18 protein-coding genes are annotated in these 19,415 nt (G+C 71.3%); 11 read left to right on the top strand and 7 right to left on the bottom strand.

Features of this window, described 5'->3' with window-relative positions:
• The first annotated feature begins 5 nt into the window (after positions 1 to 5).
• The gene (locus MUY14_RS42430) at positions 6 to 1,574 is read left to right on the top strand and encodes a beta-N-acetylhexosaminidase (protein WP_247018256.1); all 1,569 of its coding nucleotides are present in this window, start codon (positions 6 to 8) and stop codon (positions 1,572 to 1,574) included.
• Here MUY14_RS42430 and MUY14_RS42425 read toward each other — a convergent pair whose 3' ends face one another.
• Both MUY14_RS42425 and MUY14_RS42420 read right to left on the bottom strand, forming a co-directional pair.
• Positions 1,575 to 2,171, bottom strand: coding sequence for a TetR/AcrR family transcriptional regulator (locus tag MUY14_RS42425; RefSeq protein WP_247018254.1), 597 nt, complete (start codon positions 2,169 to 2,171; stop codon positions 1,575 to 1,577).
• Positions 2,161 to 2,844 (bottom strand): MOSC domain-containing protein, encoded by a 684-nt coding sequence (locus MUY14_RS42420; RefSeq protein WP_247018252.1) that lies wholly within the window; start codon positions 2,842 to 2,844, stop codon positions 2,161 to 2,163. The genes MUY14_RS42425 and MUY14_RS42420 overlap by 11 nt, the downstream gene beginning before the upstream one ends.
• Before the next feature lie 54 nt (positions 2,845 to 2,898).
• Here MUY14_RS42420 and MUY14_RS42415 point away from each other — a divergent pair, with 54 nt between their 5' ends.
• A complete protein-coding gene (locus MUY14_RS42415; protein WP_247018249.1) occupies positions 2,899 to 4,257 on the top strand; it encodes a M20 family metallopeptidase in 1,359 nt (452 codons plus the stop codon).
• Here MUY14_RS42415 and MUY14_RS42410 read toward each other — a convergent pair.
• Entirely contained in the window at positions 4,226 to 4,594 is a 369-nt protein-coding gene (locus MUY14_RS42410) for a DUF779 domain-containing protein (RefSeq protein WP_247018248.1), read from the bottom strand. The two genes, MUY14_RS42415 and MUY14_RS42410, sit on opposite strands and share 32 nt — an antisense overlap.
• Positions 4,594 to 6,117, bottom strand: coding sequence for an aldehyde dehydrogenase family protein (locus tag MUY14_RS42405; protein ID WP_247018246.1), 1,524 nt, complete (start codon positions 6,115 to 6,117; stop codon positions 4,594 to 4,596). Before MUY14_RS42405 ends, MUY14_RS42410 begins: the two co-directional genes overlap by 1 nt.
• Before the next feature lie 113 nt (positions 6,118 to 6,230).
• Here MUY14_RS42405 and MUY14_RS42400 point away from each other — a divergent pair, with 113 nt between their 5' ends.
• A complete protein-coding gene (locus tag MUY14_RS42400) occupies positions 6,231 to 7,709 on the top strand; it encodes a helix-turn-helix domain-containing protein (RefSeq protein WP_247018244.1) in 1,479 nt (492 codons plus the stop codon).
• 4 nt (positions 7,710 to 7,713) lie between these two features.
• Here MUY14_RS42400 and MUY14_RS42395 read toward each other — a convergent pair whose 3' ends face one another.
• Positions 7,714 to 8,691: an NAD(P)H-dependent oxidoreductase gene (locus MUY14_RS42395; protein ID WP_247018242.1), complete on the bottom strand. Its 978-nt coding sequence runs from the start codon at positions 8,689 to 8,691 to the stop codon at positions 7,714 to 7,716.
• 97 nt (positions 8,692 to 8,788) lie between these two features.
• Between MUY14_RS42395 and sigJ the strand changes: the two genes are divergently transcribed.
• The 6 genes from sigJ to MUY14_RS42365 all read left to right on the top strand — a co-directional run bounded on the left by sigJ (position 8,789) and on the right by MUY14_RS42365 (position 14,030).
• Positions 8,789 to 9,643: an RNA polymerase sigma factor SigJ gene (gene sigJ, locus MUY14_RS42390; protein ID WP_247018239.1), complete on the top strand. Its 855-nt coding sequence runs from the start codon at positions 8,789 to 8,791 to the stop codon at positions 9,641 to 9,643.
• Positions 9,644 to 9,990: 347 nt separating this feature from the next.
• Positions 9,991 to 10,788: an SGNH/GDSL hydrolase family protein gene (locus MUY14_RS42385; RefSeq protein ID WP_247018238.1), complete on the top strand. Its 798-nt coding sequence runs from the start codon at positions 9,991 to 9,993 to the stop codon at positions 10,786 to 10,788.
• Positions 10,767 to 11,324 carry a TetR/AcrR family transcriptional regulator gene (locus tag MUY14_RS42380; RefSeq protein ID WP_247018236.1) on the top strand — a complete coding sequence of 186 codons (558 nt, stop codon included), beginning with the start codon at positions 10,767 to 10,769 and terminating at the stop codon, positions 11,322 to 11,324. Before MUY14_RS42385 ends, MUY14_RS42380 begins: the two co-directional genes overlap by 22 nt.
• A gap of 187 nt (positions 11,325 to 11,511) precedes the next feature.
• The gene (locus MUY14_RS42375) at positions 11,512 to 12,231 is read left to right on the top strand and encodes a DUF2786 domain-containing protein (RefSeq protein WP_247018234.1); all 720 of its coding nucleotides are present in this window, start codon (positions 11,512 to 11,514) and stop codon (positions 12,229 to 12,231) included.
• 53 nt (positions 12,232 to 12,284) lie between these two features.
• The gene (locus MUY14_RS42370; RefSeq protein WP_247018232.1) at positions 12,285 to 13,022 is read left to right on the top strand and encodes a Long-chain-fatty-acid--CoA ligase; all 738 of its coding nucleotides are present in this window, start codon (positions 12,285 to 12,287) and stop codon (positions 13,020 to 13,022) included.
• A 99-nt stretch (positions 13,023 to 13,121) separates the two neighbouring features.
• Positions 13,122 to 14,030 (top strand): DMT family transporter, encoded by a 909-nt coding sequence (locus MUY14_RS42365; RefSeq protein ID WP_247018230.1) that lies wholly within the window; start codon positions 13,122 to 13,124, stop codon positions 14,028 to 14,030.
• Here the strand turns inward: MUY14_RS42365 and MUY14_RS42360 are convergent.
• Both MUY14_RS42360 and MUY14_RS42355 read right to left on the bottom strand, forming a co-directional pair.
• Positions 13,973 to 16,096: a bifunctional diguanylate cyclase/phosphodiesterase gene (locus MUY14_RS42360; RefSeq protein ID WP_247018228.1), complete on the bottom strand. Its 2,124-nt coding sequence runs from the start codon at positions 16,094 to 16,096 to the stop codon at positions 13,973 to 13,975. The two genes, MUY14_RS42365 and MUY14_RS42360, sit on opposite strands and share 58 nt — an antisense overlap.
• A gap of 13 nt (positions 16,097 to 16,109) precedes the next feature.
• Positions 16,110 to 16,928 carry an SAM-dependent methyltransferase gene (locus tag MUY14_RS42355; protein WP_396126885.1) on the bottom strand — a complete coding sequence of 273 codons (819 nt, stop codon included), beginning with the start codon at positions 16,926 to 16,928 and terminating at the stop codon, positions 16,110 to 16,112.
• A 178-nt stretch (positions 16,929 to 17,106) separates the two neighbouring features.
• Here MUY14_RS42355 and MUY14_RS42350 point away from each other — a divergent pair, with 178 nt between their 5' ends.
• Together MUY14_RS42350 and MUY14_RS42345 are read left to right on the top strand one after the other, a co-directional pair.
• Positions 17,107 to 18,408: a cytochrome P450 gene (locus MUY14_RS42350; protein ID WP_247018226.1), complete on the top strand. Its 1,302-nt coding sequence runs from the start codon at positions 17,107 to 17,109 to the stop codon at positions 18,406 to 18,408.
• 54 nt (positions 18,409 to 18,462) lie between these two features.
• On the top strand, positions 18,463 to 19,404 hold the full coding sequence (locus MUY14_RS42345; protein WP_247018224.1) for an alpha/beta fold hydrolase: 942 nt from the start codon (positions 18,463 to 18,465) through the stop codon (positions 19,402 to 19,404).
• Positions 19,405 to 19,415 lie beyond the last annotated feature (11 nt).

Raw genomic sequence — 19,415 nt, 5'->3', positions numbered from 1 at the left:
CACTGATGCGCTTGTCCAGAGCCGTCTTGACCGCGGCGATCGTGAGTCTCACGGCGGCCGGCCTGCCCGCCTCCGCGGCGGCGGCTTCCCCCGCCGCACCGGAACGCAGCGTGACCGACGTCGTCCCGGCGCCCGTGTCCGCGAAGGCCGACCCGCGCGGCGAATTCCGGCTCACGCCGTTCACCGTGATCACGGCCGACCGCGGCGCCGGCCAGGTCGCGGACTACCTGCGCGGCCTGCTCCGCCCGGCCACCGGCTACCCGCTGCCGGTCGTACCGCACAGCGTGGGCCTGCCCGCGATCTCGCTGAAGCTGGGCCGCGACGCGCGGATCGGCACCGAGGGTTACGAACTGAAGGTCGCGCGCGACGGCGTCACCCTGAAGGCGAACACCGCCGACGGGCTCTTCGACGGCGTCCAGTCGCTGCGGCAGCTGCTGCCCTCGGCGATCGACGCGAAGCGCGTGCAGCACCGGACGTGGACCGTCGCCGGCGGCACGATCCTCGACTACCCGCGCTTCGCCGAGCGCGGCGCGATGCTCGACGTCGCCCGGCACTTCTTCAAGCCGGACCAGGTCAAGCGGTACGTCGACCAGATCGCCCAGTACAAGGTCAACACCCTGCACCTGCACCTCGCGGACGACCAGGGCTGGCGCATCGAGATCAAGAGCTGGCCGAAGCTGGCGACGGTCGGCGGCAAGACGGCCGTCGACGGCGACCCGGGCGGCTACTACACCCAGGCGCAGTATCAGGACATCGTCGCGTACGCGGCTTCGCGGCACATCACGGTGATCCCGGAGATCGACATGCCGGGCCACACCAACGCGGCGCAGTCGACGTACGCCGAGCTGAACTGCGACGGCAAGGCCGTGCCGGTGCGCACGGACACCGAGGTCGGCTACAGCTCGCTGTGCATCTCCTCGCCGATCACGTACAAGTTCGTCGAAGACGTCGTCCGCGAGCTGGCGGCCATCACCCCCGGGCCGTACCTGCACATCGGCGGCGACGAGGCGCACTCCACTCCGCCCGCGGACTACATCGCGTTCGAGAAGAAGGTGCAGCCGATCGTCGCCAAGTACGGCAAGAAGGTCACCGGCTGGCACGAGATCGCGAAGTCGGACCCGCCCGCGTCGGCCGTCCCGCAGTACTGGGACTTCGGCGGCGACAACCCGAGCGTCGCGGCGGCCGCGGCGCGCGGCAGCAAGATCCTGATGTCGCCGGCGAACTACGCGTACCTGGACATGAAGTACGACGCTTCGACGCCGCTCGGCCAGGACTGGGCCGCGCTGATCGAGGTTCGCGATGGGTACAACTGGGACCCGGCGTCGCTGGTGACCGGCGTCGGCGAGCACCAGATCGCGGGTGTCGAGGCGCCGCTGTGGACCGAGACGCTCCGCACCAGCGCCGACATCGAGTACATGGCGTTCCCGCGCCTGCCGGGCATCGCGGAGATCGGCTGGTCCCCGAAGTCGACGCACGACTGGGACGCCTACCGCGCGCGGCTGGCGAAGCAGTCCCCGCGCTGGGTCGCCCAGGGCATCAACTTCTACCGCTCCCCGCAGGTCGACTGGAAGTAGTCACGCGCCGGCCAGGCGGGCGCGGATCGCTCGCCTGGCCAGCTCGTACGCCTGCGTTCCACCGTTCAGCACCGCGTCGGCGTTGGCCGCCCGGCCGAGTGCGTGCAGCTCGAACGCCAGGACTTCCGCGTCCGCGTCCAAGTGACCGAGGGCGACTGCTTCGCGAGCTGACTCGCGGATGAACGCGGCGAACGAGCCGCTCGCCGCGGCCACCGCGTCGTGGACCCGGCCGGGCCGCGCGTCGAACTCCGCGCCGACGTTGAAGAAGAAGCACCCACCCGGGAACACGCGCTTTTCCGAGTACTCCAGCCAGTTCTCGCAGATCGCCCGCAGCCGCGGCAGACCCGGCGGGGCCGCCGAAGCCGGCGTCACGACGCAAGAACGGAAGATTTCGAGCGCCGCTTCGATCGTCGCGAGCTGCAGGTCCGCCTTCGAGCCGAACAGCGCGAACACGCCGCTCTTGCTCAGCTCCAGCTCGGTCGCGAGCCGGCCGAGGGAAAGCCCCTCGAGGCCGTCGACCGACGCGACGTCCACCGCCCGGCGCAGCACCAGGCGGCGGGTCGCGTCGCCGCGGGCGATCCGGCCGTCAACCGGCACGCCGCGCCCGCCAGCGGTCCACAGTGGACTGGATGCCCGCGCTCCACGACACGGCCAGCTCGGGCGTCGCCAGCACGCGGTCGGCGAAGTCCAGCGCCGCCTCGACGCGCTCCGGCGGCAGCTGCCCGTAGTTCGCGAAGGAGATGACGTAGACCTCGGCGATCGTCGGCCCGGCCGCGCGCTCGACCAGCTCGACCGCCCCCGACGTCGGCACCGTGCCCGGCCGCAGCACGCGCAGGTACCAGCCGCTGCGCCCGGAGTCGATCATCGCCGGCGTGATGTCCTTGCGGCCGGTCTTCATGGCGAGCTTGTAGCACGGCGACCGCGGCTGCGAGACCTGCACGAGCGCGTCGCCCCAGGCCCAGACGTCCCCGATCCGCACGTCGTCCTCGGTGATCCCGGACAACGAAATGTTCTCGCCGAAGTCGGCCGTCTCGACCTCGAAGCCGTCTTCTCGCCAGGCCGCGTAGTGCTCGGCCGGGTAGACGTAGACGGCTTTGTCGGGGCCACCGTGCACGGTGAGGTCGGCTTGCCGGTCACCGTAGAGGTTCAGCTCGGTCAAGGTCAGCTCCGGCGCCGCGACCCGCGCCTTCGTGATCCCGCTCAGCACCGGCTGCTCCCGCCGGTGGCCCAGGACGCTCGGTTCCCCCACATACACGCCGTCGACGTTCATGTCCCGAAGATAGCACGACCGTTCGTATAGTTTACCCCCTTTAGGCTGGCGGGCATGGATCTGCCCGGCAAGGCCCGCGCCCACGTCGACTCCGGTGCGCTCTTCACCGAACTGGCCCGGCTGGTCGCCTACCCCACGGTGAGCGACGCCCCCGAGGGCCGCGCCGCCGTCCAGGCGTACCTCGACGAGGTCCTGACCCCGGCCCTGACCGGCCTCGGCTGCGACGTCACCCAGCACCCCAACCCGGATCCGGCGGGCGGCCCGTTCCTCGTCGGGGTCCGCACGGAAGGAGAAGACCTGCCGACGCTGCTGTGCTACGGCCACGCCGACGTCGTCGGGGAAGCCGGGCAGTGGCGCGACGGGCTCGACCCGTGGACGCTCACCGCGGACGGCGACCGCTGGTACGGCCGCGGCACCGCGGACAACAAGGGCCAGCACCTGATCACCCTCACGGCGTTGCGGCTGGTGCTGGCCGAACGCGGGAAGCTCGGCTTCAACCTGAAGTTCCTCTTCGAGACCGGCGAAGAGATCGGCTCGCCCGGCCTCACGGAGTTCGCGGCCCAGGAGAAGGACCTGCTGAGCGCCGACGTCCTGATCGCCTCCGACGGCCCGCGTCTCGACGCGGCCACACCGACGCTGTTCCTCGGCGCCCGCGGCGGCATCCGGCTCACCCTCGACGCCGACCTGCGCCCGGACGCCCGCCACTCCGGCAATTGGGGCGGGATCCTGCGCAACCCGGCGACGACGCTCGCCGCCGCGATCGCGACCCTCGTCGACGGCCACGGCCGCATCCAGGTGCCCGGACTGCTGCCGCCGGAACTGCCGGACACCGTGCGCGCCGCACTGGCCGACGTGGTCGTCGACGCACCGGACGACGGCTGGGGCGATCAACGGCTCACGCCCGCCGAGCGGCTCTACGGCTGGAACACCCTGGAGGTGCTGGCGCTCGACGCCGGGAACGCCGACCGCCCGGTCAACGCCATCCCCGGCCGCGCCCGCGCGGTGCTGCAGCTGCGGTACGTCGCGGGCACCGACGTCGACGGCGTCGCACCCGCCATCCGGAAACACCTCGCCGCGCACGGCTTTCCGATGCTCGACGTCCGAGCCGACGCGAGCTTCCTGGCCAGCCGCACGCCGGTGGACGACCCCTGGGTCGGCTGGGCGAAGTCCACTTTGGACGCGGTCGCGGAGAAGCCCGTCGCACTCCTGCCCAACTTCGGCGGCGGCCTGCCCAACCACGTCTTCACCGACGTGCTCGGGCTGGCCACGCTGTGGCTGCCGCACTCCTACCCGGGCTGCCTGCAGCACGCGCCGGACGAGCACCTGCTCGCCCCGGTCGCCCGGGAAGGGCTGGTGCTCGCCACGGCGTTGTTCGACGCCTTCAGTTCAGCGCCGCGGACTCCTCGTCGGTGAGCAGCCGGGAGCGGATCAGGAAGCGCACGCCTTCGGGCGCTTCCAAGGAAAACCCGCTCCCACGCCCGGGCACGACGTCGATCGTCAGGTGCGTGTGCTTCCAGTACTCGAACTGCGGCCCGGACATCCAGACCGGCACGTCCTCGATGCCTTCCACTTCCAGCGCCCCGAGGTTGACGTCCGAGACGCCGGTCTTGAACTCACCCGCCGGGTAGCACATCGGGGCGCTGCCGTCGCAGCACCCGCCGGACTGGTGGAACATCACCGGCCCGTGAGTAGACACCAGCTGCCGCAGGAGGTCCGCGGCAGCCGGTGTCAGGTCGACGCGCTCGGTCATCAGAAGAACCCGAGCGCCTGGTCGGAGTAGGAGACGAGCATGTTCTTCGTCTGCTGGTAGTGGTCGAGCATCATCTTGTGGTTCTCGCGGCCGATGCCGGACGCCTTGTAGCCGCCGAAGGCCGCGTGCGCCGGGTAGGCGTGGTAGTTGTTCACCCAGACGCGGCCCGCCTGGATGTCGCGGCCGGCGCGGTAGGCGGTGTTGCCGTCGCGCGACCAGACACCGGCGCCGAGGCCGTACAGCGTGTCGTTGGCGATCTTGATGGCGTCGGCGTAGTCGTCGAACTTCGCCACGGACACGACCGGGCCGAAGATCTCCTCCTGGAAGATCCGCATCTTGTTGTCGCCGGCGAACACGGTCGGCTCGACGTAGAAGCCGCCGGAGAGCTCGCCGCCGAGGTCGCTGCGGGTGCCGCCGGTGAGGATCTCGGCGCCCTCCTGCTTGCCGATGTCGATGTAGGACAGGATCTTCTCGAGCTGGTCGTTGGACGCCTGCGCGCCGATCATCGTCTCGGTGTCGAGCGGGTGGCCCTGCTTGATCTTGCGGACGCGCTCGACGCCGTCGCCGAGGAACCGGTCGTAGATGCCCGACTGGATCAGCGCCCGCGACGGGCAGGTGCAGACCTCGCCCTGGTTCAGCGCGAAGAGCGCGAAGCCCTCCTGCGCCTTGTCGTAGAAGTCGTCGTTCCGCGAAGCGACGTCGTCGAAGAAGATGTTCGGGCTCTTGCCGCCGAGCTCGACGGTCACCGGGATGATGTTCTCGCTGGCGTACTGCAGGATCAGCCGGCCGGTGGTGGTCTCGCCGGTGAAGGCGACCTTGCGGACGCGGCTGCTCGACGCCAGCGGCTTACCCGCCTCGACGCCGAAGCCGTTGACGATGTTCACCACGCCCGGCGGGATCAGGTCGCCGATGATCGAGAACAGCAGGTGGATCGACGCCGGGGTCTGCTCGGCCGGCTTGAGCACGATCGCGTTGCCCGCGGCCAGCGCCGGGGCGAGCTTCCAGACCGCCATCAGGATCGGGAAGTTCCACGGGATGATCTGCGCGACCACGCCGAGCGGCTCGTGGAAGTGGTAGGCGACGGTGTTCTCGTCGACCTGCGAGATGCCGCCCTCCTGGGCGCGCAGCGCGCCGGCGAAGTAGCGGAAGTGGTCGATGGCCAGCGGGATGTCGGCGGCGAGGGTCTCGCGGACCGCCTTGCCGTTCTCCCACGCCTCGGCGACGGCGATCGCCTCGAGGTTGCGCTCCATCCGGTCGGCGATCCTGAGCAGGACGTTCGCGCGTTCCTCGGGCGAGGTCCGGCCCCACGCCGGTGCGGCGCCGTGGGCGGCGTCGAGCGCCTTCTCGACGTCTTCGGCGTTACCGCGGGCGATCTCGCAGAACACCTTGCCGGTGACGGGCGTCGGGTTCTCGAAGTACTGGCCGCTCGCGGGCGGGACGTACTCGCCGCCGATGTAGTGGTCGTAGCGCGATTCGTAGCTGACGACGCTGCCTTCGGTGTTCGGTGCGGCGTACTGGACCATCTTCCCTGCCTCGTTGCTCGGAGTGACGGGTGACCTGGTGGCCGCCGAAGGTAGGTGCGGCAACGTTGCACGCGCGTTGCACCCCTGTGAGCTGGCTCTCTACGCTGGAGGACGTGGCAGAGGCGCCCGAACCGGAGCTGCTGCGCGACCCCGAGTCCTACGCGCGGCTACTGGAGCACGTCCGCGAGGCGGTGCTCCAGGGCGTTCCCGGGCCCCGCCCGCCGCGGTCGGTCGTCTCCGACTCCTGGAACCGCTCGCTCGCCGCCCGCGTCGACCCGGACGAGGGCGAAGCGCCGTTCGTCTACGACACCGGCGACCTCGCGGCCCTGCGGGAAGCCCACCCGCTGGCGCCGGTGCTGCCGGTGCTGCGGCAGATGCTGGTGAGCATCGCCGACGACGCCGAGCACGTGATGATCGTGACCGACGCGGACGGGCTGATCCTGTGGCGCGAGGGCGCGGCGGGCCAGCTGCTGCGCGGTGACCGCGTCGGCCTCACCGAGGGCACGCGGTGGAGCGAAGCCGCGATCGGCACGAACGCGATGGGCACCGCCCTGGCGACCGGCGACCCGGTGCAGATCTACTCCGCCGAGCACCTGGTCCGTCGCTACCACGCGTGGACGTGCGCGGCGGCGCCGGTGCGCGACCCCGAAACCGGCGTGCTGCTCGGCTCGATCGACGTCAGCGGGCCGTTGCGCACGGTGCACCCCGCCATGCTTTCGCTGGTCACGGCGACGGCGCAGCTCGCGGAAGGCCAGCTGCGCGCCCAGCTCGCGATCCGCGACGAGCGGCTGCGGCGGGTCAACATGCCGCACCTGGACGCGTTGCGCGGCCGCCCCGGCGCGCTGCTTTCGGCCGGCGGCCGGGTGCTCGCCGCGCAGGCGTGCCTGCTGCCGTCCACTGTGGACGTCCGGCGCGGCGGCGGCACCGTGACCCTGCCCGACGGCCGCATCGCGACGGTGGAGCCCTTGGCCGAGGGCTACCTGCTGCGGCTGTCGTCGCCGTCCACCGGTGGCGGGCCGCGGTCCCGGCTGTCGCTGGAGTACCTCGCCGACGGCGCGTTTTCGACCACTGTGGACGGTCGCGAGGTGCCACTGACGTTGCGGCACGCGGAAATCCTGACCCTGCTGAGCCTGCACCCGAACGGCCTCTCGGCGGAACGGCTGGCGCTGCAGCTCTACGGCGAGTCGGGCAACCCGGTCACGGTCCGCGCGGAGATCCACCGGCTGCGCTCCCAGCTGGGCGCGTCGGTGGTGCAGACGCGCCCGTACCGGCTGGCGGCGGACGTCGACGCCGACTTCACCCGCGCCCGCACGGCGTTGCGCACCGGCTCGCCCGCGGACGTCCTGCGTGCCTTCCGCGGCCCGCTGCTGCCGGACTCGGAAGCGCCGGCGATCCGCGAGGAGCGCGAATCCCTGACGGCGCAGGTGCGTCAGGTGGCGCTCAACAGCGGCGACGCGAGCGTGCTGTGGTCGTTCTGGGAAACCGCCTGCGGCGTCGACGACTTCGCGGTGCTCGACGCGCTGCTCAAGACGCTCCCCGCGGCCGATCCGCGGCGGGCCGCCGTGACGGCCCACCGCGCCCGGCTCGCTTGAGGCGTCAGGGTTCCAGGTCGGTCAGGCCGCGCCCGGTCGCCATGTCGAACGGCACGGACGCCTGGTCGTGGCCGATCACCCAGCCGTCGCCGGTGTCCCGGAAGACGAACGTGGCCCGGACCCACATGCCCTCGGTGGTGACGCCGTTCTTCAGCGTCCCGCTGACCCGGCCGAAGCCGTGCCCGACGGCGAGGTCGCCGCTCACCGCGACGGTCAGGTCGCGCAGTTCGTAGTCCACCTCCTCGAAGATCGTGAACACCTTCGCCCAGTTCTTCAGCTTCGCGTCGACGCCCACGTGCTGCAGCGGCGGCTCGACGTCGAACGACACGACGTCCGCGGCGTAGCTCCGCCGCAGCGCTTCGAGGTCCTTGCTCCGGAGGCCGTCGATCATCGCGTCGACGCGGCCCCGGATCGCGGCCTCGGCGTCCCCGCGCCGCAGCGGCGCGAGCGCGGTGCTCCAGGCGACAACGTGGTCGAGCACGGTGTCCAGCGCGGTCAGCTGGTGCTCGCCCGGCGCGAAGGTGGCGCGGTCCGCGAACTCGGTCGCCAGCGGCAGCGTGACCTGCGGGGCCACGTCCGCCAGCTGCAGGGCCCCGCAGACCAGCCGCAGCTGCTCGACCGACCGGGCCCCGCCGACGCCGCCGTAGGAGACGAACCCGGCGGCCTTGGTGTTCCACTCGAGGTGCACGACGTCCATGGCGTTCTTGAGCACACCGGGAACGGAGTGGTTGTACTCCGGCGTGACCAGCACGAACCCGTCGCACGCGGCGACGGCCGCGGCCCAGGCCCGGGTGCGTTCGTCGGCGTACTGCCCCGAGAATCCGGGCGGCTGCTCGAGGTGGGGCAGCGGGTGGTCGCGCAGGTCGATCAGCGTGAACCGGGCGTCGGTGCGCCGGCTCGCCCGCTCGTGGACCCACCGGGCCACCTGGTCCCCCACGCGGCCGGGACGGGTGCTGCCCAGCACGATTCCGATCTCGATCATCGTTTTCCCCTGTTCGGTTCGGCTTCGAGGGGTACGACGAAGCAGGGCGGCGGGATGTCAGGCTGACGTTCGAAGGAGCTGCGTCGTCGGAGGGGACATGACGACACCCGTCGACGGCGAACGCCGGCACCTGCTCAACCTCGCCTACCGGCTGCTCGGCTCCCTGGCCGAAGCCGAGGACGCGGTGCAGGAGACCTACGTCCGCTGGTACGCGCTCTCGCCGGCCCGGCGCGACGCGATCTCCTCGCCCGGCGCGTGGCTGACGACGGTCGCCGGCCGGATCTGCCTGGACGTACTGGGTTCCGCGCGTGCCCGGCGCGAACAGTACGTGGGCGAGTGGCTGCCCGAGCCCGTGCCGGACCAGGCCGACTCGGTCGCCGACCGGATCACCCTCGACGAGTCGGTCACCATGGCGTTCCTCGTGACGCTCGAAGCGATGACCCCGGCCCAGCGGGTCGCGCTCGTCCTCCACGACGTCTTCGGGTACGCGTTCACCGAGGTCGCGGCGATCACCGGCCGCACACCGGCGGCGTGCCGCGAACTGGCCTCGTCGGCCCGCCGCCGGGTCCGCGCGGCTCGCCCCGCGACCACGGCCACCGGGCACGCGGAGGTGATCAGGGACTTCAAGCAGGCGTGGGAAGCGGGCGACATCGACGCCCTGGTCGCCCTCCTCGACCCGGCCGCGACCTTGACGGCGGACGGCGGCGGCGTGGTCCGCGCCGCGCTGACCCCGATCGAAGGCGGCGAGCCGGTCGCGCGGTACGTGGCGGCGCTCGCCGCGGGCGGCCTGACGCTCGTGGAGCGCGCGGTCAACGGCCTCCCGGGCCTGCTCCTCCAGCGCGGCGACGACCTCGCGGCCGTGTACGCGTTCGACGTCGCCGACGGCCGGATCACGCGCATCTGGGCAATGCGCAACCCGGAGAAGCTCCGGCCCTGGACCACGTCTCGCTGACACGCTCCCCGCGCCGGTGTTGCGGGCGCGTCCGGACGTCATGAACGAGTCGTTCACCGCGTCCGGCGAGGTGAACGACTCGTTCATGACGTTTGCGGGTGGGCCGGCGGTGTCCTGCGGGTGGGCGGGTCGGGTGCGCGAGGTCGCGAATGACTCATTCGCGACGCCGGAGGTCCCGAATGAGTCATTCGCGACCTTGCGAGCATCGCCATGCTGGGCGAACCGCCGGCCGCGCCTGTCGGCGCTGCCCACCACCGACCGGTCGTTGGTGAATCCGAAGTAGACACCGTCTACAGAAGTTTGATAGACAGTGTCCACAAGGTGAACCACGGGTTACGGAGATCGGGATGAGCCACCACCGTTTCGTCGTCCTCGGCGACAGCTGCGCCGAAGGTCTCGACGACCCGTACCCCGGGCGGGACCACTACCGCGGCTGGGCCGACTTCGTCGCCGCCCGGCTGGCGGCGGGCGAGCCGGACTTCCGCTACGCCAACCTCGCCGTGCGCGGACGGCGGCTCGACCAGATCGTGCCCGAGCAGGTCCCGGCCGCGACGCGGCTCGAGCCGGACCTGATCGCGCTCTTCGGCGGCGGCAACGACGTGATGAGCCGGGGCTGGGACGCGCGCACGGTCGCCCGCCGCGTCGACGCCGCGATCCGCGCGTGCACCGAGATCTCGCCCACCGTCGTCACGTTCACCCTCAGCGACATCTCCACCCGGATGCCGCTCGGGCAGCGGATGCGGCCGCGGATCGTCGCGCTCAACGAGGCCATCCGCGAAGCCGCCGTCAGCTACGGCGCGCTGCTCATCGACCTGTGGCCGGACCAGGCCGTCACCGACTCCCGCTACTTCGGCGCCGACCGGCTGCACCTGTCCGAGCTCGGGCACCGCCGGCTCGCCGCGTACGTCCTCGGCCGGCTCGGGCTCGAGTACGACCCCGGCTGGCTGGCGCCGCTGCCGGGCGCCGCGGCCGCGGGAAACTGGCGTGCCGACCTGCATTGGCTGCTCCGCGAGGTGCTGCCGGTCGCCGTGACGCGCACGCGCAACCGGCTGATCGGCCGCCAGCCGGGCGACGGCTTCCTGCCGAAGCGCCCGGACCTGCTCCCCATGACGAGGGACGAAGCGTGGGCACCCGGCAACGCCTGATCGACACCGCGTCCGAGCTGCTGGCCGGCGAAGGCGTCGACGCGGTGACACTGCGCGGGATCGCGAAGGCCGCCGGCGTTTCGCACGGCGCGCCGCTGCGGCACTTCTCCGGCCGCGCCGAGCTGCTGTCCGCCGTCGCGACCCGCGGGTACGCCGACCTGCTCGCCCGCCGGGCGACGCTGCCGGAGAACTCCCCGCGCGAGCGGCTCACCGCGGCCTGCCACAGCTACCTCGACTTCGCGCTGACCAACCCGGCGATGTTCGAGCTGATGTTCCGCCGCGACCTGGTCGACGCGGACGACCCGGCGCTCTCGGCGGCGGCGAGCGCGGTGTTCGACACGTTCGCCGTGCTGGTGGCGGCGGTCCCGACACCGGTCGCGCGCTCGGGCGCCGACCTGCGGCTGGTCGCGGCATCGCTGTGGGCGGCGCTGCACGGCCTCGCCCAGCTGTGGCTGTGGGGCGGCCTGGCGGGGGCGAGTTTCGCACCGTCCCCGGAGGCGGCGCTGGCCGTCACGCTCGACGCCTACCTTGGCTGAGGAGCGCGTCGATGTTTTGCCGAACGGCGAGCACGGCCGGCAGCGAGCGGAGGCCGAGTTCGCGGTTGACCCAGCGCCCCAGACCGTGCGTTCGGTGCCGCGCCGCCTCCCCCATCCCGGGCGGCGGTCCGCGACACGCTGTGACCCGGTGCACGCGCCCGAACACCTGATCGAATACCCTCCCACCATGACCGAGTCAGACCCGCAGCTCGAGCGCATCCGCAAGCTGCTGGCGAAGGCCGAAGACCCGGCGGTCACCGAGGCGGAAGCCGAGGCGTACAACCGGAAGGCCGCCGAGCTGGTCGCGCGGTACGGGATCGACCAGGCGATGCTCGCCGCGTCCGGTGCCACCGCCGACGAGATCGGCACGCTCAAGATCCCGATGAACGACCCGTACAGCCGGGACAAGGCGAGCCTGCTCACCTCGGTCGCGTACCCGCTGCGCTGCCGGACGCTGCTGCACCGCTACGGCCAGAAGGTCGAGAGCGTCACGGTGTTCGGCTACCACTCCGACCTCGGGCGCGTGGAGCTGCTGTTCACCAGCCTGCTGCTGCAGGCGAGCACCCAGCTGACCCGCGTCCGGCCGGACGGCTTCTTCCCCGGCGAGTCGCTGGCCGCGTACCGCCGCACGTGGCTGCACGGCTTCGCGCGCGCGGTCCACGAGCGGCTCACCCACGCCGAATCGGAAGCCGTCCGCACGGCGGTCCCCGGCGAGCGGTCGGCGGAGCTGGTCGTCCGCGACCGCGCGCAGATGGTGCAGCACGCGTTCGACTCCCAGTACGGCGATCTGCGCTCGGCCGCGCCCCGGCGGCTGTCCGGCAGCGGCTACCTCGACGGCCACGACGCCGGCACGAAGGCGAACCTCGACCCGTCGGCGTTGACCCGGCGGCAGAAGGCGTTGCGCTGACCGTCGCCCGGATGCCGCTATCCCGGCGGTGATCTTTCCGTTTCACTGGGCACATGCGCGTTGTCGATCTTGCCGAGCGCCCCGACCTGCTCGACGCCGCCCTGAACCTCGGCGACGTCGGCGGCCAGTTCATCTACCAGGGCGCGAGCGGCCGGATGATCACCGGCGAGCGGTTCCTGCGCCTGTGGCCGCGGTACTTCCTGATCGCGTTGGACGACGACGGCACGCCGATGGCCCGCGCCCTTTCGGTCCCCTTGGCCTACCCGGCCCCGGACCGCACGGAGCTGCCGGACCACGGCTGGGACCAGGCGATCGAGTGGGCCGCCCAGGACGTGCTGGACGGCCGCGAGCCGAACGCGTTGTGCGCGCTGGAAGTCGTGATCGCCCCGCACCTGCGCGGCACCGGCCTGTCGGCGCCGATGCTCGAGGCGTTGAAGGCGAGGGCCGCGGAAACGGGGCTGCGCAAGCTGATCGTGTCGGTGCGCCCGATCGGCAAGGAGGCCGAACCCGGCGTCCCGATGCCGGAGTACGCGGCGCGGCGCCGTCCCGACGGCCTGCTCGCCGACCGCTGGCTGCGCACCCACGAACGCCTCGGCGCGCGCGTGGTGAAGGTCTGCCCGTTCGCGGTCACCCTGGCCGGCTCGCTGGCCGACTGGCGCGCCTGGACGGGCGTGAAACTCCAGGAGGGCGAAAACTTCATCCCGGGCGGCATCGCCCCGGTGTTCGCATCGATCGCCCACGACACGGCGACGTACGTCGAGCCGAACGTGTGGCTGGAACACCCGATGTGATTTCGGGGAGCACCCGCGCCCGACGCTGTAGCATCCCTTAACGATCCGTCCAGGACTTTTCACTTGTCCTGACGGGTCCGCTTCGGCACCGTGGAGCACGTGACTGGTTGGGTGCGCATCGCGGTACTGGCTCTGCTGTGGGGCTCGGGGTTCCTCTGGATCAAGCTGGCGTTGACCGGGTTGAGCCCCGTCCACCTCACGTTGATCCGCTGCGCGCTCGGCGCGCTGACGTTGCTGGCACTGGCTTTCGCGGCCCGCCAGCGGCTTCCGCGCGACCGCGGCACGTGGGGACGGCTGATCGTCGCCGCCTTCTTCTGCAACGCGCTGCCGTTCGCGCTGTTCGGCATCGGGGAACGCACGGTGGACTCCGGCGTCGCCGGGGTCATGAACGCCACGACCCCGTTGTGGTCGCTCCTGATCGGCGTCGCGCTGGGCACGGAACGACGGCTCGGCCCGGCGCGCCTGCTCGGGCTGGCCCTGGGTTTCGCCGGCATCGTGGTGATCTTCGCGCCATGGGACCAGGAGGGCCTGCTGAGCACGGGCGCCCTCGCCCTGCTCGCGGCCGGCCTCAGCTACGCGACCGCGTTCGCTTACATGGCACGGAAACTCCCGCCGAACGGCGCCCCGCTCGCGCTCTCGGCCGCCCAGCTGACGACGGCCACCGCGTTGACGGCGCTCGCCCTGCCGGTCGCCGGGACGGCGCCGGAGGTGAACCTCACGGCGCTCGCCGCGGTCACGATCCTCGGCGTCTTCGGCACCGGGATCACGTTCTACCTCAACTACCGCGTGATCGCGGACGAAGGCCCGACCGCCGCCGCCACGGTCGGCTACCTGCTCCCGGTCGTGTCGATCGGCCTCGGCACGCTCTTCCTCGGCGAACCGCTGACCCCGCGGGTGGTCGGTGGCATGGTGATCGTCCTCTTCGCCGTCGGCCTCACCCGGTGGCGGGCTCAGGTGCCGGCGAACTGCCCGGCGAGCTCGGCGGCCGGTTCGGCGACCCCGAAGTAGTCGCCCGTCGCCAGCTCGGCGCCGGCCGAGTGCCACCAGCTCGCCTGGTCCTCGGTGTGGATGCCGTCGACGACGAGCGTCGCGCCGACCTGGCGGACCAGCGGCACCAGCGCGCCGAGGAACGTCGAGTCCGACCACGCCTGCCATTCGGCGAGCCGCCGGTCGACGCGCACGATGTCGACCGGCAGGTCCTGCACGGCCCGCAGGTCGTCGGGCCCGAGCCCGAAGTCGTCGAGCATCACGTGCACGCCGAGGTCGGCGAGCGCGGTGACGTTCTCGATCACCCCCGACACCGGCAGCGCGCCCACCGGCACGCCGAGCATCAGCTGCTCCGGCGGCAGGCCGGTGTCGGCCAGCAGCCGCGTCACGCGCGTGCCGAGCGCGTCGTCCGACACCTGGTGCCCGGTCAGGCCGGCGACCATCGGGAGCCCGAACCCCGCGCGCTGCCGCCACCACTCGCCCTGGCGGCCCGCCGCGTGCAGCATCCAGTCGCCGAGCGGCAGCACCAGCCCGGTCGACTCGGCGAGCTCCGCGCACTGTTCGTGCGCCGGCACCGGTTCCGCCGGCCGGTCCCAGTGCAGGCGGGCCTCGACGCCGGCCACCCCGCCGTCGGCCAGCCGCGCCATCGGCCGGTACCGGACGCTGATCTCGCCGTGCTCCCAGGCCCCGGCCATGCCGACGGCCAGCTTCTGCGTCCGCCGGTCTTCGGCGTCGGCCTCCCGGTCGAACATCTTCCACTGGCCGCGCCGCCGCGCCTTGGCGCGCCGGAGCGTCTGGTCCGCCGCGCGCAGCAGCTCCACCGGGTCGATGCCCTTCGACGGCCGGTGCACCACGCCCGCGCTGGCCGACAGCGCGAGCCCGTGCCCGTCGACGAAGAACGGCTCGGCGAGCTCGTCGTTGATGGCGCGCACGATGGTGCCGATGTCCGGTGTCGTCGCCGTGTTCTCGACCAGGATGCCGAACTCGTCGCTGTGGAACCGCGCGATCATCGCGTTCTCCCCGGCCATCACCGCCTTCAGCCGCTGCGCGAAGTGCATCAGCAGCTGCTCGCCGATCCGGCGGCCGAGGCTGTTGCAGACCATCCCGAACGCGTCGAGGTCGACGTGGAACAGCGTCACGCCGTACACCGGGTCGGCGCGCCGCAGCGCCGTCTCCAGGTGGGTGCCGAAGTACTGCCGGTTCGGCAGCCCGGTGAGGACGTCGTGGAGGGCCTGGCGGCTCAGTTCCCCTTGCAGCAGCATCAGTTCGGTGCCGTCCTCGACCACGACGACGAAGTGCCCCGGCCGGTCCTCGGCGTCGCGCAGCAGGGACGCGGTGAGCGAGATGCGGGCGACGTCGCCGTCCTTGCGCAGCAGCCGTTGCGACTGCCGGACCCGCTCCTTGCCGCTCTCGAGCAGCGCCACCATCGCCTCGCGCAGGACGCCGACGGTCTCGGGGTGGACGACGTCGTACAGCACGGACCCGGTCAGCTCGCCGGGCTGGTGCCCGAGCATCTCGGCCAGCGCCGCGTTCGCGCGCACGATCCGGCCGTCCAGGGCGACCAGCGCGATGCCGCTCGCCGACGACGTCACCACCTCTTCGAAGCGCCTTTCGCTTTCCTTGAGGTGCCACTGGGCGTCCCGCACCGCCTTGAGCAGCGAGAGGTGCATGATCTCCTGCTGGTCGAGGACGCTGCGCTCGTGCGCGAGCAGGAACCCGCACGAGAGCGCGCCCAGCGTCAGCGCGATCCGTTCGGCCAAGCGGTCCACCGCCTGGAGTTCGGGCAGGCCGGGCAGGCCCTTCGCGAGGACGTCGAGCGTGCACCGCAGCCCGGGCTCGCCGACGTAGCCGAGGCCGACCAGCCGCCCGCCGATCCGCTCGGCGGGCGCGGTGTCCGCGGTCGTGGCGCGCAGGCAGTCGCACAACGTGCCGAGCACGCCGCGCAGCTCGGCGTCGAGTTCTTCGCGGCTCAGCGAAACGACGGTGACGCCGCTGAGCAGGTACGCCCATTTCCGGGCGAGCAGGGACCGCCCGCGGTCCGGGTCGGGAACCGCGGGCCGGTCCGGCTGGGGGTCGAGCATCGGCATGGAACGCGTCCGATCAGTTCTTCCGGCCGATACCGGCGTAGACCAGCATGTTCATCTCGGCGGCGGCGGAGATGTCCGCCGGCCCGGCCGGCCGCCATTCCCCGCAGCCGACCAATCCGGGTTCGACGATTTCGAAACCCGCGAAGAGCTCGGAGACTTCGGCGTGCGTCCGCAGGTTCACTTGATCGGGACTCCGGCTTTCCTTGATCGCCTCCGTCGCCTCGTCGAGGTTTTCGCCCTGGTGATCACCGGTGACGTGGGTGATGGCGAGAAAACTGCCGGGCGCGAGCACCGCGCCGTAGCGCGCGAGGAGTTCGAGCGGGCCGGATTCGTCGGGAACCCAGTGCAGCATCAAGAGCATCAGCAGCCCGATCGGTTTTTCGAAATCGAGCAGAGCACGCACCTGTGGCGCATCGAAAATTTTCTCCGGATCTCGCATGTCTGCGTGTACTATCGCTGCACGATCGTTGCCGACGAGCATCAATTCGCTGTGCGCGACCGCCACCGGGTCGCGGTCGACGTACACCACGCGGCAGTCCGGGTCCTGCGCCTGCGCGACTTCGTGCACGTTCGCCACGGTCGGGATCCCCGAGCCGATGTCGAGGAACTGCCGGATCCCTTGCGCCGTCATGAACCGCACCGCGCGCCCGAGGAACGCGCGGTTCACGCGCGCGGCGTCCCGCAGGCCGGGCATCGCGCGTTCGATCTGCTCGCCCACCGCGCGATCGACGGCGAAGTGGTGCCCGCCGCCCAACATGAAGTCGTACGTGCGCGCCATGCTCGGCACGGAGATATCGACACCCGGCGGTACCCATTCCGGTGATCGGGTCACGAAGAACACCTTCTCAGTCTGTCGGCCGGAAAGAGCTTAGCGATTTCTGCGGATTCGTCCACTGCGCCATATGCGTGAGCCCGCGCCACCCGATCGGGCACTGTACCGTTCGACCGGACGCGCCTACCGTAGGCCGTCTCCTTGGGAAATCCACACAATGGCGCAACGAGGAGTCCACATGACCGTCCCGGTCGCCCCGGGCCGGTGGCCTTTTCTCGGGCACACCCCGGCACTGCTGAGGCAACGCTTCGCATTCACCAGTTCATTGCACGAGCACGGCGAGATCGTGAAACTCTACCTCGGTCCGGCCCCCACCTACTTCGTCACGAGCCCGCGGCTGGCACACGAAGTGCTGGTCACGGCCGGTCCGAAGTTCCGCAAGGGCGCCATGTTCGACAAGTTCCGGCCGTTCGTCGGAAATGGCTTGGTGCTTTCGAACGGTGACTTCCACCGGCACCAGCGACGGCTGATGCAGCCGGCGTTCCACCGCGACCGCTTGATCGCCTACACGGAGATCATGCGACGCGCGGCGGCCGATCTCGCCGATTCCTGGCGGGCCGGCGAAGTCCGGAAGATCGACGAGGACATGCAGCGCGTCGCGGTGACGATCGTCGGCGAGGCGCTGTTCTCCACGGAACTGGGAAAAGAGGCGATCGCCGAGGCGCGGAGATCCATTTACCTGATCATCCAGCAGGGAATGATTCGCGCGTTGTCGCCGAAGTTCGTCGAAAAGCTGCCGGTCCCCGGGAACCGCCGGTTCGACGAAGCGATCACGAGGATGCAGGCGATCGTGCTGGCGGTGATCCGCGAGTGGCGGACCGAGGGCACCGACCACGGCGACCTGCTGTCGACGTTGCTGCTGGCCGGCATGACCGACGAGCAGGCGCGGGACGAGGTGCTCACGCTGCTCACCGCGGGCATCGAGACGAGCGCGCTGGCGCTGGCCTGGACGTTCCACGAGCTCGGCAGGCACCCCGAAGTGGAGGCGCGGGTGCACGCGGAGCTCGACGAGGTGCTGGGCGGCCGACCGGTGACCGCCGAGAACCTCGGGCAGCTGACCTACCTCCGCCAGGTGGTCGACGAGGTGCTGCGCCTGTACCCGCTGTGGATGCTGATGCGCCGCACCCTCGAGGAGGTCGACCTCGGCGACGTCCGGCTCCCGGAAGGCGCCGAGGTGATCGTCAGCCCCCACGCCCTGCACCACGACCCGGGTTCGTTCCCCGACCCGGCCCGCTTCGACCCCGGCCGCTGGGCCCCGGAACGCACCGCCGAACTGCCGAAGGGCGCGTTCATCCCGTTCGGCGCGGGCAATCGCCAGTGCATCGGAAACCGCTTCGCCCAGAACGAAATCGTCATCACGGTGGCCACGGTGGCCGCGCACTGGCGGCTGGTCCCGCTCCCGAACCACCCCGTGCGCGTCAAGTTCACCTCGGCCGCCTACCCGGACAGCCTGCCGATGACGGCTGTCCCCCGTCACTAGCTGGAGGTCGTACCCCCCGTGCTCCGCTTACGTGTTTGTGCTGCGGTTTTCCTGATGCTGGCCCTGCTCCCGGCCCCCGCCCGAGCGGCCACGACGACGTGCGAGGACCTGGACGTCCCGGTGACGGTGGCCCTCCTCCCCCAGACGATGCACGGCCGCCTGTGCACCCCACCGGGCGCGACGACGGTGGTGGTCCTGATCCCAGGCGGTACGTACAACGCGTCCTATTGGGACATCGGCTACACCCCGCAGACCCGTTCGTTCCGCCTGGCGATGAACAACGCGGGCGTCGCGACCCTGGCCCTGGACCGCCTGGGCACGGGAGCGAGTTCGAAGCCCCTGAGCGCCCTCCTGAGCGCGACGGTCCAGGCAACGGCGGCCCACCAGGTGATCCAGTCGGTGCGCCCCCGCTTCCCGAAGGTGATCATCGGCGGCCACTCGATCGGCTCGGCGATGGCCATGATCGAGGCCGGCCGCTACCACGACGTGGACGGCGTCCTGGTGACGGGAATGACCCACCGGATGAACCTGATCACGGTGATCCCGGTGCTGGCCAACATGATCCCGGCCCCATTGGACCCGGCGGTCCCGGGCCGCGACGCGGCCTACCTGACGACGAGCCCCGGCACCCGCTACACGGCCTTCCACACCCCAGGCCCCCTCGACCCGGCGGCCATCGCGTACGACGAGTCCACAAAGGACGTGTTCGCGACGACGGAGGCGGTGGACAGCCTGACGCTGACGACGGTGGTGACACCGGCATCGCAGCAGATCACGGTCCCGGTGCTGCTGGTGGTGGGCAACGACCCCCACTTCTGCGGAACCCTGGGCAGCGACTGCTCATCCCCGGAAGCGCTGAGGGCATCGGAAGCCCCCTACTTCGGCGGCCCCCTGCAGACGTACATCCTCAACGGCTACGGCCACGCGATCAACTACGCCCCCAACGCCCCGACGTACTTCGGTGTGGTGACGAGCTGGCTGAAGACACTGTCATGACGACGCCGGCG

It is taken from the genome of Amycolatopsis sp. FBCC-B4732 (assembly GCF_023008405.1).
Classification (GTDB): Bacteria; Actinomycetota; Actinomycetes; order Mycobacteriales; family Pseudonocardiaceae; genus Amycolatopsis; species Amycolatopsis pretoriensis_A.
The sequence above is the reverse complement of the archived record's forward strand: the minus strand, read 5'-3'. Positions and strand labels throughout refer to the sequence as shown.

Excerpts from the sequence above, each read along its gene's own strand:
- MUY14_RS42430 (WP_247018256.1), top strand. The coding sequence starts at position 6 with ATGCGCTTGTCCAGAGCCGTCTTGACCGCGGCGATCGTGAGTCTCACG.
- MUY14_RS42420 (WP_247018252.1), bottom strand. The coding sequence starts at position 2,844 with ATGAACGTCGACGGCGTGTATGTGGGGGAACCGAGCGTCCTGGGCCAC.
- MUY14_RS42415 (WP_247018249.1), top strand. The coding sequence starts at position 2,899 with ATGGATCTGCCCGGCAAGGCCCGCGCCCACGTCGACTCCGGTGCGCTC.
- MUY14_RS42410 (WP_247018248.1), bottom strand. The coding sequence starts at position 4,594 with ATGACCGAGCGCGTCGACCTGACACCGGCTGCCGCGGACCTCCTGCGG.
- MUY14_RS42405 (WP_247018246.1), bottom strand. The coding sequence starts at position 6,117 with ATGGTCCAGTACGCCGCACCGAACACCGAAGGCAGCGTCGTCAGCTAC.
- MUY14_RS42395 (WP_247018242.1), bottom strand. The coding sequence starts at position 8,691 with ATGATCGAGATCGGAATCGTGCTGGGCAGCACCCGTCCCGGCCGCGTG.
- sigJ (WP_247018239.1), top strand. The coding sequence starts at position 8,789 with ATGACGACACCCGTCGACGGCGAACGCCGGCACCTGCTCAACCTCGCC.
- MUY14_RS42385 (WP_247018238.1), top strand. The coding sequence starts at position 9,991 with ATGAGCCACCACCGTTTCGTCGTCCTCGGCGACAGCTGCGCCGAAGGT.
- MUY14_RS42375 (WP_247018234.1), top strand. The coding sequence starts at position 11,512 with ATGACCGAGTCAGACCCGCAGCTCGAGCGCATCCGCAAGCTGCTGGCG.
- MUY14_RS42370 (WP_247018232.1), top strand. The coding sequence starts at position 12,285 with ATGCGCGTTGTCGATCTTGCCGAGCGCCCCGACCTGCTCGACGCCGCC.
- MUY14_RS42360 (WP_247018228.1), bottom strand. The coding sequence starts at position 16,096 with ATGCCGATGCTCGACCCCCAGCCGGACCGGCCCGCGGTTCCCGACCCG.
- MUY14_RS42350 (WP_247018226.1), top strand. The coding sequence starts at position 17,107 with ATGACCGTCCCGGTCGCCCCGGGCCGGTGGCCTTTTCTCGGGCACACC.
- MUY14_RS42345 (WP_247018224.1), top strand. The coding sequence starts at position 18,463 with ATGCTGGCCCTGCTCCCGGCCCCCGCCCGAGCGGCCACGACGACGTGC.